The following is a 15,202-nucleotide window of genomic DNA, read 5'->3' on the forward strand; positions in this document are numbered from 1 at the left end:
CTGTTCAACCCAACCAGATCTTGCGGCGAAGCGCGTTGATGAAACTCTGGACTTCCTCGGCGTCGTGCGCCAGCGGCGGCATCACGCCCCAGACCGGACGCGGCCAGGCCGCATCGCTCGTGCGTCGCGCGATGACATGGACATGCAACTGCGGCACCAGATTGCCGAGCGCTGCGACATTGAGCTTGTCGCATTTGGTGATCTCTTTGAGCGCCCGCGAAACCCGGGAGATTTCGGTCATCAACTGCGCCTGCTCGACATCGTCGAGGTCGATGATTTCCACCGCACCTGCCCTGCGCGGCACCAGGAGCAGCCACGGGTAATGCGCATCCTTGATGACCAGCACCTTGCACAGCGGCAGGTCGCCGATGTCGATGGTGTCCTTTTTGAGCTGGGAGTGCAGCGACCAGGTGGAGGCGTCAGAGGGCATTAGGGTTCTATGATCCTTGAGCTAGCCTTGCAGAGGATGGCCCCTGCAAAGAACACCCGTCATGCCCGGGCTTGTCCCGGGCATCCACACCTTTTTTGCGCTGAATTGGAAGAAGCAAGACGTGGATGGCCGGGTCAAGCCCGGCCATGACGAAACAGGCTGGTTCCTGCGCATGGCGCCTACCGCCCCGCTTGCTTTCCGGCCCTTTTAGCCCCAAATAGGGACCGGGAGATTGGCGGTGGACGAGCCACTCGCCAACCGGGTCAGGTCCGGAAGGAAGCAGCCCTAACGAGGTCCGGATCGGGTCGCTCGTCAGTCTCCTACCTGTTTTTCGAGCGAAAAGCGCATGGAAGCGGCCGGGTCCGCGCCGTGCGCCTGATCTTGCTCCTTTCCGCAAGCCGGCCCTGAGAGACAATCAATTGCGGATCGACCGATGAGTGATGCTGGCGCTCCCCCCGATCACCCCGAAGGCGCCGGACCGGCCGGCTTCGATCTCGGCGGCCAGCCCGACGCCGCCAAGCCCTACCGGGTACTGGCGCGCAAATACCGCCCCTCCAGTTTTAACGACCTGATCGGCCAGGAGGCCATGGTCCGCACCGTTTCGAATGCGTTCGAAACCGGGCGGATTCCGCAGGCCTGGATCCTGACCGGCGTGCGCGGGGTCGGCAAGACCACCACGGCGCGGATTCTCGCCCGCGCGCTGAATTACGAAAAGCCTGATGGTTCGGTGAAGGGGCCGACCATCCACATGCCGGATCTCGGCGTGCACTGCCAGGCGATCATGGAAAGCCGGCACATGGATGTGCTGGAGATGGACGCCGCCTCCCATACCGGCGTCGACGACGTCCGACAGATCAATGACAGCGTGCGTTATGCGCCGGCCAGCGCCCGCTACAAGGTCTACATCATCGACGAAGTCCACATGCTGTCGACGGCGGCCTTCAACGCCTTCCTCAAGACGCTGGAAGAGCCGCCCGAGCACGCCAAATTCGTCTTCGCCACCACCGAAATCCGCAAAGTGCCGGTCACCGTGCTGTCGCGCTGCCAGCGTTTTGACCTCCGCCGCGTCGAGGCCGACGTGCTGATGGGGCATCTGTCCAATATCGCCAAAAAGGAAGGCGTCGAGGTCGAACCCGAGGCGCTCGGCATCATTGCCCGCGCCGCGGAAGGCTCGGTGCGCGATTCGCTCTCTTTGTTTGACCAGGCGATTGCCCATGCCGCGGGCCTTGTCCGTGCTGACGCCGTGCGGCAGATGCTGGGTCTCGCCGATCGTACCCGCGTGATCGACCTGTTCGAGCATCTGGCGCGCGGCGATATCGCCAGCGCCTTTGGCGAATTCCGCTCGCAATATGACGTTGGCGCCGATCCGGTCGTGGTGCTGTCCGACCTCGCCGAATTCGTCAATTTCGTTACCCGCGTGAAGATCGTGCCTGCCACCGCCGACAATGTCGCGTTCGGCGAGACCGAGCGCGTCCGCGCACGTGAATTTGCCGCCAAACTGTCGATGCGGGTGCTGTCGCGGATGTGGCAGATGCTGCTCAAGGGCATCGCCGAGGTGCAGACCGCGACGCGGCCGGCGGCCGCCGCCGAAATGGTGCTGGTCCGCATCGCCTATGTCGCCGATTTGCCGACGCCGGATGAGGCGATCCGGATGCTCGACCAAAACGGCGGGGGCGCGCAGATCGCGTCAGGCGGCGGGGCCTCGTCACGCGCCGCTCCGGCTGCACCGTTATCTTCTATGTCTGCCGCTTCGCCGATGCGGACGCCTGTCTCGCCCCGCTCCGGCGCGGAAGCGTCCGCGCGCCCGCAAATGGCGGCGCCGTCAGTCCAAACGGAGTCAGCGCCCGTGCTGCGGATCACGACTTTTCCGCAGCTTGTCGCGCTCGCCGGCGAGAAGCGCGATCTCCTGACCAAGGCGGCGCTGGAAGCCGATATGCGCCTGGTTCGCTTCGAGGACGGGCGGCTGGAGGTAGCGCTGGAGCGCAACGCGGCGCGGGGGCTGGTCAACGACCTCTCCCGCAAGCTGGAACTGTGGACCGGGCGGCGCTGGACCGTGATCGTCTCCAACGAGGCCGGCCAGCCGACGCTGCGCTCGCAGAATGAGCAGGCGCGGAACGAGCATGCGCGCGCCGCGGAGGCCGATCCGCGCGTGCAGGAGGTGCTGGCGCGGTTTCCCGGCACCAAGGTGATCGAGGTGCGAAGGCTTGCCGCCGAGCCGCCGGAATCCAATATTATCGCTGATGACTTGAACGAGACTTCCGACGGCGACGACGACTGATCGGGCTCTCGAGAGGACGGATGAATGGCTGATTTTCTCGGCATGATGAAGCAGGCGGCGGAGCTGCAATCCAAGATGCAGGCGATGCAGGAAGAGCTCGGCAATCTCGAGGTCGAGGGCATTTCCGGCGGCGGGCTGGTGGCCGTGCGCATGACCGCCAAGATGGAAGTGAAGGGCGTGAAGATCGATCCGTCGCTGATGAAGGCCGAAGAGCGCGAAGTGCTCGAGGATCTGCTGGTGACCGCGCATAACGACGCGCGGCGCAAGGCGGAAACCGCGGCGATGGAAAAGATGCAGTCGCTGACCGGCGGCCTCGGCCTGCCCCCGGGACTTGGTCTGACCTGAGATGGCCGCCAGCGTTGCCGGCCCTGAAATCGAACGCCTGATCCAGCTCCTGGCGCGGCTGCCGGGGCTCGGCCCACGCTCGGCGCGGCGCGCGGCGCTGCACCTGATCAAGAAGCGCGAGGCGCTGATGACGCCGCTGGCCGGCGCGCTGCAGGTGGCAATCGACAGGATTCAGGTCTGCAAGACCTGCGGCAACATCGACACGCAAAATCCCTGCACGGTCTGCACCGACCCGCGGCGCGATCCCTCGACCATCGTCGTGGTCGCCGACGTCGCCGATCTCTGGGCGCTGGAGCGGGCGAATGCGACCAACGGCCGCTATCACGTGCTCGGCGCCACATTGTCGCCGCTCGACGGCGTCGGTCCGCAGGATCTCACCATCGACGCGCTGGTGGCCCGCGCGCACGAATCACAAGTGAGCGAAATCGTGCTCGCGCTGAACGCAACGGTTGATGGCCAGACCACCGCCCATTACATCACCGACCTTCTGCAGGACGCCAACGTCAAAATCACTCGGCTCGCCCATGGCGTGCCAGTCGGCGGCGAGCTTGATTATCTCGACGAAGGTACGCTATCGGCTGCCATGCGGCAGCGAACGCTGTTCTAACCATCACCAACGGAACTGATCGACATGACGAAACCACGATTCGGCAGACGCTACTGTTTTGTGGTCATCATGGCGGCGGCGCTGATCGCGCCTTCCGCATGGGCGCAGCAGGCCGAGCCGACGCCGAAGCCCGGCAAGCCGATCAAAGCCGGCGACGTGCTATCAGGCGAACTCAACGCCATGAAGGGTGGCAAGAAGCGCGCCGCGACCTACCAGATCACCAGCGAGCCGCGCCGGTTGCCACCGCCGAACGGATTGTGCAATCTCGAAACCGGCCCCGAGACGTTCCAGCTCGTCACCAGCAGCGATGCCCAGGCCGCGCAATTGAAGAATTTCATCGGCAAGGAAATTTCGGTGAAGGTCGACGAAGTCGCCTGCGCGCAGGACGCCGGGCAGATCAGCGAGGCGGTCATTACCAAGTGGAGCGTGGTGACGAAGCACTGAGTTGCGGCCGTTGTCACAGACATAGCTGTCATCGCCCGGCTTGACCGGGCGATCCAGTACGCTGCGCTCTCTCGATTCTATCGCAACTGCTCTGGAATACTGGATCACCCGCTTTCGCGGGTGATGACGATTTGCGTTTGCGGATGTCGGTGCGCAACTAAACCTTCACCGGGCCCAGCGCCTCAAAATGCCCACGTCGTTGCAGCCACGCCAGCAGGATCAGGCTGGGCACTGCGACGATAACTGAGATCACGAAGAACAGCGGCCAGCCCGTCGCCTCTGCCACATAGCCCGCGCCCGAGGACAGATAGGTGCGCCCGACGGCAGCCAGCGCGGTGAGCAGCGCGTATTGCGTCGCCGTGTGCAGCGGGTTCTGACACAGCGCCGAGAGATAGGCGACGAAGATCACGGTGCCGATCGCACCGGTGAAGTTTTCCGCCGAAATGGCGGCGGCCAGTGCCCATTGATTGGTGCCGACAAAGGCGAGCCACGCAAACACCAGGTTGGAAAGAGCCTGCAGCACGCCGCCGATCCACAAGCTCGCGGCCAGCGAATAGCGCCGCGCCACGTAGCCGCCGGCAAAGCCGCCGATCAGGGTCGCGGCGAGCCCGACGCCCTTGACGATGGCGGCGTAGTCGTTGCGGGTGAAACCGAGGTCGATCACGAACGGCGCGGTCATGGTGCCGGAAAACGCGTCGGTGAGTTTGAAGAGCACCACGAAGGCCAGCACCGTCAAGGCATGCTTGCGGACCAGAAATTCGGAGAACGCGCCGATGGCAGCATGCATGACGCGTGAGAATGCAGCCTCGTCGTGGGTCTTGGCCTCCGCGCGCACCGATTGTTCGGGCTCCGTGGCGGCCAGTGCCGTGACGGTGCCGATCAGCACCAGCGCGGCCATGGCAACATAGCCCCACATCCACGCCGAGCCGCGCCCGATGCCGGTGTCCTCGAATGCGCTTACCAGGAACAGCACGCCGGCGGTCGAGACCAGCATGCCGATCCGGTAGGCCGCCACATAGGAGGCCATGCCGGCGGCCTGTTCGCTCTCGGGCAGGCTCTCGACGCGGAATGCGTCGACCACGATGTCCTGCGTCGAGGACATGGTGGCGACCAGAAGTGCGCCGAGCGCCACGAACAGCGGCGAGCGCGCCGGGTCGGTCAGCGCCAGCAGCAGGATCGCGCCGATCAGGAGCAGTTGCGAGAACACCAGCCAGCCGCGCCTGCGGCCGAATGCGCGCGTGAAGATCGGCACATGCAGCGCATCGACCAGCGGCGCCCAGGCAAATTTCAGCGTGTAGGGTGTGCCGACCAGCGCGAACAGCCCGATGGTGCCGAGATCGACGCCGGCTTCGCGCATCCACACCAGGAGCGTCGATCCCGACAGCGCCAGTGGCAGCCCGGAGGAAAATCCGAGCAGCAGCACGATCAGCACGCGCGGCTGTAGGTACACGGCCCAAGCCTCGCGCCAGTTTGGTGCGGGGGCGGCCGATGTCGGGGAGGCGGCTTCAGGTGCGGTCATGGCAGGGTGTTAGCAGAGATTCTGGCGATCACATGAAAAACTGTCATCGCTAGCAACCAAACCAACGATTGTCATCGTCCGCGAAGGCGGACGATCCAGTACTCCGTGACATTTCGGTTCATCACTAGAGCTGCGGCGTACTGGATACCCGCCTTCGCGGGTATGACGGCGTGAAACTTTGGCAACTTCAAGCGCCAGCGATACCCGGATAGAGGTCGTCCCAATTCGGATTGAGTTCCTCGATCAGCCGGATTTTCCAAGCCCGATTCCACTTTTCAGCCGTTTCTCGCGACTGATTGCATTCTCAATGTCATCGAACTGCTCGAAATAGACCAACTTGTGGACACCATATCGCTTCGTGAATCCCTTCATCAGTTCGAGTCGATGCTCGCCTACACGCCGGATCAGGTCATTGGTCACGCCGATGTACAGTGTACCGCCGATGCGGCTGGCTAGAATGTAGACGTAGTAGCTGCGTGTTCCCAATCTACCGCCTCTGGGATACTGGGTCGCCCGGTCAAGCCGGGCGATGACAGGCTAATATGTGGCTTCGGCCGGGCAAGTCACTTACTCCCCCGCCTGCAGCTTGCGCGGCACCGGGAACAGTTCGGCCGTTCCGCCCTTGACGAAGCGCGGCGCTTCCACCGGCGCATCGGTCTTGCTGAAGTCGAGTTCCTCGATCCGCCCGGCGCGCTTTTCGATCTTGTCGGCCGAGATCAGGATCTGGCGGACGTCCTCGTTGACGTCGCCAAAATGCTTCTGCAGCTTCAGCACGCGGTCGCGCAGGCGGCCGAGGTCGTCGCCGAGATTGAGCACTTCGGTGCGGATCTGGTCGGCGGCGTCGCGCATCCGTGCGTCTTTCAAAATCTGCTGCATCACCTGGATGGCCAGCATCAACAGCGAGGGCGATACCAGCACGACGCGGGCGCGGTACGCCTTCTGGATCACATCGTCAAAGCCATCGTGGATTTCGGCATAGACCGATTCCGACGGCACGAACATCAGCGCCGTATCCTGGGTCTCGCCGGCGATCAGGTACTTCTCGGCGATATCGTTGACGTGTTTCATCACGTCGTTGCGCAGGCGCTGTGAGGCAAATTTGCGCTCATCGTCGCTGCGCGCGTCATGCAGCGCGGTCATCGCTTCCAGCGGAAATTTCGCGTCGATGCAGAGCGGGCGCTGATCGGGCAGGAACACCACGCAATCCGGCCGTTTGCCGGATGAGAGCGTGTACTGGAACTCGTACGAGCCCTGCGGCATGCCGTCCTGCACGATCGCTTCCATCCGTGCCTGGCCGAAGGCGCCGCGCGACTGCTTGTTGGCGAGCACGTCGCGCAAGGTCGTTACCTGCGAAGTCAGGTCGGTGAGATTCTTGTGCGCGTTGTCGATGATGCCGAGCCGCTCGTGCAGCACGCGCAGGCTGTCCATGGTGTGGCGCGTGGTGGCTTCCATCGACTGGCCGACGCGGTGCGTCACCGAATCCAGCCGCTCGTTCACCGCACGCGCCATCTCGGCCTGGCGCCCGGCCAGCGATTGGGCCATGGCATCGACCCGGCCGGTGGATTCGCTCTGTGCCCGCAGCATCTCGCTCAGACGCTCTTCCAGCTCGTCGGCGCGGATCGCCTGCGCCATCGCCAGTTCCGCGCCGCGGCGGCCGGAGCGGGCGATGATCATCGCAATCGCCAGCAGCAGGACCAATGCGAGCGCGCCAAAGCCCGCCAGCGCTTCGCCGACGTGAATCGGCAGGTCGCCGACGGTGAAGAGAATTTCGTTCATGTCAGCCTTGTAGCCCGATTCGCCGGCTTGTGCGAACGAAGAGGGAACGGTTATGGTAAATGCCGGGTTAATTTTCGTGGTTAACGCCGCCTTGAAAATCATGGTTAAGGGCGCCTTAACGGTCGCGGCGGCGGATTGACCCCGGCAGGTCAGCGGCTTAAATCCCGCGCCAGAGAAAAATCATGGCCATCAGAGAAATCATCATCCTGCCGGACAAGCAGTTGCGGCTCGTCTCCAAGCCTGTCGAAAAGGTGACGACGGAGATCCGTAAGCTCGCCGACGACATGTTCGAGACCATGTACGACGCGCCCGGCATCGGGCTCGCGGCGATCCAGGTCGCGCAGCCGCTGCGGCTGATCACCATGGACCTCGCCAAGAAGGACGAGAACGGCGAGACCAAGCCGAAACCGCGGGTGTTCATCAATCCGGAGATCATTTCCGCGTCCGAGGAACTGTCGGTCTACGAGGAAGGTTGTCTCTCGATCCCCGAATATTACGAGGAGGTCGAGCGCCCGGCGCGGGTGCGCATCCGCTTCACCGATCTCGACGGCAAGGTGCACGAGGAAGACGCCGACGGGCTGTTCGCCACCTGCATCCAGCACGAGATCGACCATCTTAACGGCGTGCTGTTCGTCGACTATCTGTCGAAGCTGAAGCGCGACCGCGTGATGAAGAAGTTCACGAAAGCCGCCAAGCGCGCGGCGGGTTAGACCCCACTCTATTCACCGTCATGCCCGGGCTTGTCCCGGGCATCCACGTTCTTTCTTTCCGCCGCAAACAAAAGACGTGGATGGCCGGGACAAGCCCGGCCATGACCGAATAAACTAACGCCGTCCCGGGATGTTCCGCCTCATGCCACTCCGCTTGATCTTCATGGGCACGCCCGACTTCGCGGTGCCGACGCTGCTCGAACTCGTGGCCCATGGCCACGAGGTCGTGGCCGTCTATACCCGCGCGCCAAAACCGGCCGGGCGCGGCATGAAGTTGCAGCCGACACCGGTCGAGCAGGATGCGCGCCGGCTCGGGATTCCCGTGCTGACGCCGACGACGCTGAGAACGCCGGAAGCGCTGGCCGAATTCCGCGCGCACAATGCCGACGCCGCCGTCGTCGTCGCCTACGGCATGATCCTGCCGCAACCCATTCTCGACGCGCCGCGCCACGGCTGCTTCAACCTGCACGCTTCGCTGTTGCCGCGCTGGCGCGGCGCCGCCCCGATCAACCGCGCCATCATGGAAGGCGATGCAGAGACCGGCGTGATGGTGATGAAGATGGATGTTGGCCTCGACACCGGCGACGTCGCGATGGCCGAGCGGCTCGCGATCACGGACGCCATGACGGCGGCCGACCTGCACGACGCGCTGGCGCCGCTCGGCGCGGATTTGATGGTGCGCGCGATGGGCGGGCTCGAGCGCGGCGGGCTGCAGCTCCAAAAGCAGAGCGAAGAAGGCGTGACCTACGCCGCCAAGATCGACAAGGCCGAGGCGCGAATCGACTGGAAGCGGCCGGCACGCGAGGTGCTGCGGCATGTTCACGGGCTGTCGCCCTTTCCCGGCGCCTGGTGTGAGATCGCGGGTGACGGCGAGCCGGCGCGGATCAAGATCCTGCGCTGCGAGCCGGCGAAGGGAGCCGGCGCGCCCGGCGAGGTGCTCGACGATGGTTTGACGATCGCCTGTGGCGACGGCGCGATCCGCATTCTGGAACTGCAACGCGAAGGCAAGGCACGGATGAAGGCCGCAGATTTCCTGCGCGGCACGCCGCTGAAGGCTGGTGCGGGGTTCTCTTAACGCTGTCATACCCCGCGAAGGCGGGGTATCCAGTACGCCGCGGCCTTCGAGATTGAACCGGGGAGCCGCAGCGTACTGGATCATCCGCCTACGCGGATGATGACAGCCTCACTGGATTGAGATGCCCCGCTACAAACTCATCATCGAATATGACGGCACGCCGTTCTCCGGCTGGCAGATCCAGGACAACGCGCCGACCGTCCAGGGCGCGCTAGAAGCCGCGGTGAAGGCGATCTGCGGCGAGGACGTGCGCGTGCACGGCTCGGGCCGCACCGATGCCGGGGTTCATGCGCTGGCGCAGGTCGCGCATTGCGATATCCAAAAGCCGTTTCCGCCGGGCCGGCTGCGCGACGGCTTGAACGCGCATCTGCGGCCGCATCCAATCGGCGTGTTGTCGGCCGACATCGTGGCCGACGATTTCGAAGCGCGCTTCTCCGCCAAGCGGCGGCACTACCGCTACCGCATCATCAACCACCGCGCCAATCTCGCACTCGATATCAAACGGAGCTGGCGGGTGCCGCGCCATCTCGATACGGATGCGATGGATGCCGCCGCCAAGAGGCTGCTCGGCAAGCACGATTTCACGACGTTTCGCGACACCGAATGCCAGGCGAAATCGCCGCAGAAGACGCTCGATCAGCTCGACGTGATTAGGGAAGGCGATCAGGTTTCGATCCTCACCTCCGCGCGCTCGTTCCTGCACAGCCAGGTGCGCTCGATGGTGGGCTCACTGGTCTGGGTCGGCGAAGGCCGCTGGAGCGCCGACGATCTCGCTGCCGCTTTAGCCGCCCGCAACCGCGCCGCCTGCGGCCCCGTCGCCCCGCCGGAGGGGCTGTATCTGGTGCGGGTGGAGTACTAGTGACCCCAATCCCGGGTTGTTTTCGATGTTTTTGCCTGGCCAGCAACTGGATCACACAAAATACCTGTCCAACAGGCCCCGATAGATCCGCGTTAACTTCTCCAGATCCGACACCGGCGTGCGTTCGTCGATCTGATGCATGGTCTGGCCGACCAGCCCGAACTCGATCACCGGGCAGTAGCTCGAAATGAAGCGCGCGTCCGAGGTGCCGCCGGAAGTCGAGAGCTCAGGCTTGCGTCCGGTGACTTGCTCGATCGCGCTCACCGCGAGATCGGTGAACGCGCCCGGCTTCGTCACGAAGACGTTGGAGTTGGAATATTCCCACACGATGCGGGCGCGGATGCGGTTGCCGCAGGCCTTTACCAGCCGCTCCTCGACCAGCGCGCGCAGCGTCTCCTGGGTGTGGTTGTCGTTATAGCGGATATTGAACTTTGCGCGCGCCTGGCCCGGAATCACGTTGCTGGCGGTATTGCCGACATCGACGGAAGTGAATTCGAGGTTCGACGCCTGGAATTGCGCGCTGCCATGGTCGAGCGGTTCGTCGGAGAGCGCCACGATGAGCCGTGAAATGTCCGGCACCGGGTTCGATGCACGGTGCGGATAGGCAACGTGGCCCTGCACGCCGTCGACATAGAGCGTGCCGGACTGCGAGCCGCGGCGGCCGATCTTGATGCAGTCGCCGAGCACTTCGACATTGCTGGGCTCGCCGAGTACGCAGTGATCGAATTTTTCGCCGCGCTCGGCGCACCACTTCAATAGTTTGACGGTGCCGTTGACGGAAATGTCTTCTTCGTCGCCGGTGATCAGAAACGAGATCGAACCCCGGCCGTCTTTTTGCGGCTTGCCGCCGTTATCAGCGAGATATTGCAATACGGCTGCGACGCAGCAGGCGATGCCGCCCTTCATGTCGACGGCACCGCGGCCATAGAGGAAACCGTCCTTGACCTCACCGGAGAACGCGCCGTGCGTCCACGCGGCCTCGTCGCCGGGAGGCACCACGTCGGTATGGCCGGCAAAGGTGATATGCGGCGCCTCGGTGCCGATCCGGGCATAGAGATTATCGATATCGGCGGTGCCTGGCTCGCCGAAGGTGACGCGATGCACCTCGAAGCCGGCGTCCTTCAGCAGGCGTTCGAGGACGCCGAGCGCACCGGCATCGGCAGGGGTGACGGAAGGGCAGCGGACGAGGTCGCGGGTTATAGAAACGGCGTCATTCATGCCCCGGCTTAACATGCCAAACCGGCGGCGGGCCAGCCTTGTAACTCCGGGCGGCAGCAAAGCCCGCGGCCCGGAGATTGGTCGCATCGGAGGGATTTTGGGTTAGAGCCCTAGTCCCGCAGCAGCTCGTTGATGCTGGTCTTGGCGCGGGTGCGCTCGTCGACGCGCTTGACGATCACGGCGCAGGCAGTCGATGGGCCGGGCTGGCCGTTCTTCAGGGGCTTGCCGGGCAGGGCGCCGGGAACCACGACCGAATATTCAGGAACCTCGCCGATGAACGTCTCGCCGGTCTCGCGGTCGACAATCTTGGTGGAAGCGCCGAGGAACACGCCCATCGCCAGCACCGCGCCCTTGCGCACGATCACGCCTTCGGCGACTTCCGAGCGCGCGCCGATGAAGCAATCGTCCTCGACGATCACAGGCTCGGCCTGCAACGGCTCCAGCACGCCGCCGATGCCGACGCCGCCTGAAATATGCACGCGCTTGCCGATCTGCGCGCAGGAACCGACCGTCGACCAGGTGTCGATCATGGTCGCCTCATCGACATAGGCGCCGAGATTGACGAAGGACGGCATCAGCACAACGTTGCGGGCGATGAAGGCCGAGCGGCGCACGATCGCACCGGGCACGGCGCGAAAACCCGCATCGCGAAAACGGTTCTCGCCCCAACCCTCGAACTTAGACGGCACCTTGTCCCACCACGACGCCTTGCCGGGGCCGCCGGGAATCGCGGCCATGTCGTTGAGACGGAACGACAGCAGCACCGCCTTCTTCAGCCACTGATTGACTTTCCATTTGCCCGAGGCCTCACGCTCGGCGACCCGCGCCTCGCCCTTGTCGAGCAGTTCGAGCGCGTGATCGACGGCCTCGCGAACCTCGCCCTTGGTCGCCGTCGAAATGCCGTCGCGGGCATCGAAGGCGGAGTTGACGGTGGATTCGAGCGCGGTCAGGGACATCGGGATTTCCTTAGGGATTCCGGGCGAAGTGGGGGGCTTTTTCGGGATTTGGGAGGGGAGAGTCAAGGCAGGATGTCGTCCCTGCGGTCGATCTCCATCCGTCGTCCCCGCGAAACGCGGGGATCAGCCGCTCAACCTCTCCAAGAACCCCGTCAAATCATCCGTCACATGATCGACGTAAGCCGCATCGCGGCCTTCCAGCTCCCAGTCCTCGCGCACAACTTCCTTGGCGCCATCAGGCACCACCAGCACCGTGGTCATGCCGAGCTGGTGCGGTACCACGAGATTGCGGGCGAGATCCTCGAACATCGCCGATCTCAGGGGCTCGACGCCATGGACGCGCAGGAACCTGTCATAGGTCTGCGGCGCCGGCTTCGGCTCCAGCTCGGCGGCGATGATGTCGAACACCGCCTCGAAATGCTCGCCGATGCCGAGCCGCGCCAGCACCGCGCCGGCGTGGTCGGTCGAGCCGTTGGTCAGGATCAGCTTGCGTCCGGGAAGTTTTGCGATCGCAGCTCCCATCGCAGGGTTCGGCTCCAGCGGCGAATGATCGATCTGGTGCACGTAGGCCAGATAATCGTCGGCGTGCACGCCGTGCTCGGTCATCATGCCGCGCATACTGGTGCCGTAGCGGCGGTAATAGTCCTTCTGGATGATGCGGGCTTCTTCCGCGGAGATCTTCAAGTAAGCGCTGATGAACTCGCCGATCCGCGCGTCGACCTGCTGCCATAGATTGACGTGGTGCGGGTACAGCGTGTTGTCGAGATCGAACACCCAGGTGTCGATGTGGCTGAAGGCGCGGGGTGGGTTCATTTCTGTCACTGCTCTATCTCCGCGCCGTCCCTGCGAAAGCAGGAACCCATACGCCGCGGAAGCTATTGGTGAGCACAGTGCCCATTGCTTGTGGTCGGCATCGTAGCCGAAACCCGGTCCTGTGGTTATGGGTCCCTGCGTTTGCAGGGACGACGATGGAGCGAGGCCTGCGTTTCATCACGGCATCGCAAATCGCAGCGTCTGGCCGCCGCTGCTCATATCGACCGGCGCAAAGCCGATTGCCGCAAGCCCGCGGGTGCCGCAATCGCCCTGTTCGGATATCTCGAACTTGCTCTCGCGCGTGCAGAGCTGTTTCGGGCCGCCCCAGTTCAGCGGCTTGTCCCGGTACTTGATGGCGCGGCTTTCGCCGTCGACGGCTTCGGCGAAACTGTACACCTGTTTGGGCTGGCCGATCACGTCGGGATGCAGGCACTTGCCGGGATCGATGCGGTACCAGCCGCGGCTGGTCACCGCCTTGCCGTCGTCGGTTGCGACCGCCGCCATGATCTTGTGCGGCGTGTCGTTGCACCAGGTCAGCCCGGTGGAGGAAGGCTTTTGCACGGCGTCGATCATGGTGGCGAAGAAATTTTGCGACTGCACGATGTCGGCTGCCAGCCCGCGGCTCTTCAGGAAGGCACTCAGGGCGGCCTGCGTCTTCGGCCCGTCGACGCCGTCGATCGGAGCGGCGTCGTAGCCTGCAATCACCAAAAGCCGCTGGATGCCGGCCAGCCGCGCCTGCTCGTCGTCATATTCGGAATCCTCGGCGAGATAGGCGACGAGGTTGCCGTCGTCGGTCCGCGTCGGCGTGATTTGCGTGAACGACGCCGGCGTCTGGTTGCCGCGGCACTGGCGGGCAGCAGCGATGACGAAATTGTCGGGCGCGATGCACAGCGTGTCGCTGCCGTTCTGCGGGATCGGCGAGGCGCCGTAGACGCCGAGCGCCCGCGCATTCAAAAGAATGCGGTCGGCAGTCAGCGCGCCCTGCAGCACCACGCGGCACGCGGCCGGATCGATCCGGAACCAGCCGCGCGTGGCGGTCGCCGATTTTTCGTCGATGCCGATCGCGGCCTCGACGACGTAACTCATGCGGTTGCAAAGCTTCAAGTCGGCGAACGCGGGCAGCGAGGAAGCGAACAGCGATATCGCGGCCGCCGGCAGCGACATCAGGAAGCGTGCAAACGCTGAGCGCGGCCGTCGCGATGCCCTCCGCTCGTCGGCCATGACGGCCCGTATGCGCGCCGCCGCTTTGCTCATCACTTGTGGATCAGCGTGCCCGTGCCCTGATTGGTGAACAATTCGAGCAGGACCGCGTGCCGCATCTTGCCGTCGATGATGACGACGCCCTGCACGCCCTGTTCCAGCGCGTAGATGCAGGTCTCCACCTTCGGGATCATGCCGCCGGAAATCGTGCCGTCGGCGATCAGCTTTCGCGCGTCCTTCACCGACAACTCCGGAATCAGCTTCTTCGACTTGTCGAGCACGCCGGGAACGTCGGTCAGCAGCAGCAGCCGCTTGGCCTTCAGCGCACCGGCCACCGCGCCGGCAAACGTGTCGGCGTTGATGTTGAGGGTGTGGCCGTCATGCGAGGTCGCCAGCGGCGCCAGCACCGGGATCAGCTCATGGCCGATCAACTGGTTCAACAGCGTCAGATCGACCTTGTCGGGATCGCCGACGAAGCCGAGGTCGATCGCCTTTTCGATGTTGGAATCCGGATCGACCATGGTCCGCGACGTCTTGGTCGCCTTCACCATGTTGCCGTCCTTGCCAGAGAGCCCGACTGCCTTGCCGCCGGCTTCGTTGATGTAGCCGACAAGCTGCTTGTTCACCGAGCCCGCCAGCACCATCTCGACGATTTCGATGGTGGCGGCGTCGGTGATGCGTAGTCCGGCCGCGAATTCCGACTGGATGCCGAGACGCTTCAGCATGGTCGCGATCTGCGGGCCGCCGCCATGCACCACCACCGGGTTGATCGCGGTCTGCTCCAGAAGCACGATGTCGCGCGCAAACGCCTTGGCGGTTTCTTCCGCGCCCATGGCATGGCCGCCATATTTGATGACGATGGTTTCCTCGTCATATTGCTGCATATGCGGCAGCGCTTCCGACAGGATGCGGGCCTGATCGAGGGGGCTGATATCTTGCGCTGAGGTCATGAAGCGGGTCTCGCCATTTCCG

The 15,202-nt window shown here is 64.1% G+C and carries 15 protein-coding genes, 1 other RNA gene and 1 pseudogene; 8 read left to right on the top strand and 9 right to left on the bottom strand.

Annotated elements, in window-relative coordinates; all coding sequences use genetic code 11:
- Positions 1-4: 4 nt before the first annotated feature.
- Positions 5-430, bottom strand: coding sequence for an HIT domain-containing protein (locus LMTR13_RS02495; RefSeq protein WP_065726530.1), 426 nt, complete (start codon positions 428-430; stop codon positions 5-7).
- A 227-nt stretch (positions 431-657) separates the two neighbouring features.
- On the opposite strand from LMTR13_RS02495, the gene ffs reads away from it, so the two are divergent.
- From ffs to LMTR13_RS02520, 5 genes are all read left to right on the top strand, one after another.
- Positions 658-754: signal recognition particle sRNA small type (gene ffs / locus LMTR13_RS02500), an RNA gene on the top strand.
- A gap of 109 nt (positions 755-863) precedes the next feature.
- The gene (locus LMTR13_RS02505; RefSeq protein ID WP_065726531.1) at positions 864-2,708 is read left to right on the top strand and encodes a DNA polymerase III subunit gamma/tau; all 1,845 of its coding nucleotides are present in this window, start codon (positions 864-866) and stop codon (positions 2,706-2,708) included.
- A gap of 24 nt (positions 2,709-2,732) precedes the next feature.
- Complete coding sequence (locus LMTR13_RS02510; RefSeq protein WP_065726532.1) at positions 2,733-3,053, top strand: YbaB/EbfC family nucleoid-associated protein; 321 nt, start codon at positions 2,733-2,735, stop codon at positions 3,051-3,053.
- 1 nt (position 3,054) lies between these two features.
- The gene (gene recR, locus LMTR13_RS02515; protein ID WP_065726533.1) at positions 3,055-3,660 is read left to right on the top strand and encodes a recombination mediator RecR; all 606 of its coding nucleotides are present in this window, start codon (positions 3,055-3,057) and stop codon (positions 3,658-3,660) included.
- 24 nt (positions 3,661-3,684) lie between these two features.
- Positions 3,685-4,104: a hypothetical protein gene (locus LMTR13_RS02520; protein WP_065726534.1), complete on the top strand. Its 420-nt coding sequence runs from the start codon at positions 3,685-3,687 to the stop codon at positions 4,102-4,104.
- A gap of 157 nt (positions 4,105-4,261) precedes the next feature.
- On the opposite strand, the gene LMTR13_RS02525 is transcribed toward LMTR13_RS02520, so the two are convergent.
- The 3 genes and pseudogenes from LMTR13_RS02525 to LMTR13_RS02535 all read right to left on the bottom strand — a co-directional run bounded on the left by LMTR13_RS02525 (position 4,262) and on the right by LMTR13_RS02535 (position 7,399).
- Complete coding sequence (locus LMTR13_RS02525) at positions 4,262-5,623, bottom strand: AmpG family muropeptide MFS transporter (protein ID WP_065726535.1); 1,362 nt, start codon at positions 5,621-5,623, stop codon at positions 4,262-4,264.
- Positions 5,624-5,810: 187 nt separating this feature from the next.
- Positions 5,811-6,109 (bottom strand): annotated as a pseudogene (locus LMTR13_RS02530) (GIY-YIG nuclease family protein).
- 81 nt (positions 6,110-6,190) lie between these two features.
- Positions 6,191-7,399: a DNA recombination protein RmuC gene (locus tag LMTR13_RS02535; protein WP_065732364.1), complete on the bottom strand. Its 1,209-nt coding sequence runs from the start codon at positions 7,397-7,399 to the stop codon at positions 6,191-6,193.
- A gap of 182 nt (positions 7,400-7,581) precedes the next feature.
- Between LMTR13_RS02535 and def the strand changes: the two genes are divergently transcribed.
- The 3 genes from def to truA all read left to right on the top strand — a co-directional run bounded on the left by def (position 7,582) and on the right by truA (position 10,043).
- Positions 7,582-8,109, top strand: a complete 528-nt coding sequence (gene def, locus LMTR13_RS02540) for a peptide deformylase (RefSeq protein WP_065726536.1) — start codon at positions 7,582-7,584, stop codon at positions 8,107-8,109.
- Between the two features lie 142 nt (positions 8,110-8,251).
- On the top strand, positions 8,252-9,184 hold the full coding sequence (fmt, locus tag LMTR13_RS02545; RefSeq protein WP_065732365.1) for a methionyl-tRNA formyltransferase: 933 nt from the start codon (positions 8,252-8,254) through the stop codon (positions 9,182-9,184).
- 121 nt (positions 9,185-9,305) lie between these two features.
- Positions 9,306-10,043, top strand: coding sequence for a tRNA pseudouridine(38-40) synthase TruA (truA, locus tag LMTR13_RS02550; RefSeq protein WP_065726537.1), 738 nt, complete (start codon positions 9,306-9,308; stop codon positions 10,041-10,043).
- Between the two features lie 51 nt (positions 10,044-10,094).
- Here the strand turns inward: truA and dapE are convergent, their stop codons facing one another.
- The 5 genes from dapE to argB all read right to left on the bottom strand — a co-directional run bounded on the left by dapE (position 10,095) and on the right by argB (position 15,180).
- Positions 10,095-11,261 carry a succinyl-diaminopimelate desuccinylase gene (gene dapE / locus LMTR13_RS02555; RefSeq protein WP_065726538.1) on the bottom strand — a complete coding sequence of 389 codons (1,167 nt, stop codon included), beginning with the start codon at positions 11,259-11,261 and terminating at the stop codon, positions 10,095-10,097.
- A gap of 110 nt (positions 11,262-11,371) precedes the next feature.
- Complete coding sequence (dapD, locus tag LMTR13_RS02560) at positions 11,372-12,217, bottom strand: 2,3,4,5-tetrahydropyridine-2,6-dicarboxylate N-succinyltransferase (RefSeq protein ID WP_065726539.1); 846 nt, start codon at positions 12,215-12,217, stop codon at positions 11,372-11,374.
- Between the two features lie 123 nt (positions 12,218-12,340).
- A complete protein-coding gene (locus LMTR13_RS02565) occupies positions 12,341-13,030 on the bottom strand; it encodes a pyrimidine 5'-nucleotidase (RefSeq protein ID WP_065726540.1) in 690 nt (229 codons plus the stop codon).
- Positions 13,031-13,207: 177 nt separating this feature from the next.
- Positions 13,208-14,194, bottom strand: a complete 987-nt coding sequence (locus tag LMTR13_RS02570; protein WP_065732366.1) for a DUF1036 domain-containing protein — start codon at positions 14,192-14,194, stop codon at positions 13,208-13,210.
- An 89-nt stretch (positions 14,195-14,283) separates the two neighbouring features.
- Positions 14,284-15,180, bottom strand: a complete 897-nt coding sequence (gene argB, locus LMTR13_RS02575; protein ID WP_065726541.1) for an acetylglutamate kinase — start codon at positions 15,178-15,180, stop codon at positions 14,284-14,286.
- Between the last annotated feature and the right edge of the window lie 22 nt (positions 15,181-15,202).

It is taken from the genome of Bradyrhizobium icense (assembly GCF_001693385.1).
In the GTDB taxonomy this organism is placed as follows: domain Bacteria; phylum Pseudomonadota; class Alphaproteobacteria; order Rhizobiales; family Xanthobacteraceae; genus Bradyrhizobium; species Bradyrhizobium icense.

Excerpts from the sequence above, each read along its gene's own strand:
- LMTR13_RS02495 (WP_065726530.1), bottom strand. The coding sequence starts at position 430 with ATGCCCTCTGACGCCTCCACCTGGTCGCTGCACTCCCAGCTCAAAAAG.
- LMTR13_RS02505 (WP_065726531.1), top strand. The coding sequence starts at position 864 with ATGAGTGATGCTGGCGCTCCCCCCGATCACCCCGAAGGCGCCGGACCG.
- LMTR13_RS02510 (WP_065726532.1), top strand. The coding sequence starts at position 2,733 with ATGGCTGATTTTCTCGGCATGATGAAGCAGGCGGCGGAGCTGCAATCC.
- recR (WP_065726533.1), top strand. The coding sequence starts at position 3,055 with ATGGCCGCCAGCGTTGCCGGCCCTGAAATCGAACGCCTGATCCAGCTC.
- LMTR13_RS02520 (WP_065726534.1), top strand. The coding sequence starts at position 3,685 with ATGACGAAACCACGATTCGGCAGACGCTACTGTTTTGTGGTCATCATG.
- LMTR13_RS02525 (WP_065726535.1), bottom strand. The coding sequence starts at position 5,623 with ATGACCGCACCTGAAGCCGCCTCCCCGACATCGGCCGCCCCCGCACCA.
- LMTR13_RS02535 (WP_065732364.1), bottom strand. The coding sequence starts at position 7,399 with ATGAACGAAATTCTCTTCACCGTCGGCGACCTGCCGATTCACGTCGGC.
- def (WP_065726536.1), top strand. The coding sequence starts at position 7,582 with ATGGCCATCAGAGAAATCATCATCCTGCCGGACAAGCAGTTGCGGCTC.
- fmt (WP_065732365.1), top strand. The coding sequence starts at position 8,252 with ATGCCACTCCGCTTGATCTTCATGGGCACGCCCGACTTCGCGGTGCCG.
- truA (WP_065726537.1), top strand. The coding sequence starts at position 9,306 with ATGCCCCGCTACAAACTCATCATCGAATATGACGGCACGCCGTTCTCC.
- dapE (WP_065726538.1), bottom strand. The coding sequence starts at position 11,261 with ATGAATGACGCCGTTTCTATAACCCGCGACCTCGTCCGCTGCCCTTCC.
- dapD (WP_065726539.1), bottom strand. The coding sequence starts at position 12,217 with ATGTCCCTGACCGCGCTCGAATCCACCGTCAACTCCGCCTTCGATGCC.
- LMTR13_RS02565 (WP_065726540.1), bottom strand. The coding sequence starts at position 13,030 with ATGAACCCACCCCGCGCCTTCAGCCACATCGACACCTGGGTGTTCGAT.
- LMTR13_RS02570 (WP_065732366.1), bottom strand. The coding sequence starts at position 14,194 with ATGTCGCTGCCGGCGGCCGCGATATCGCTGTTCGCTTCCTCGCTGCCC.
- argB (WP_065726541.1), bottom strand. The coding sequence starts at position 15,180 with ATGACCTCAGCGCAAGATATCAGCCCCCTCGATCAGGCCCGCATCCTG.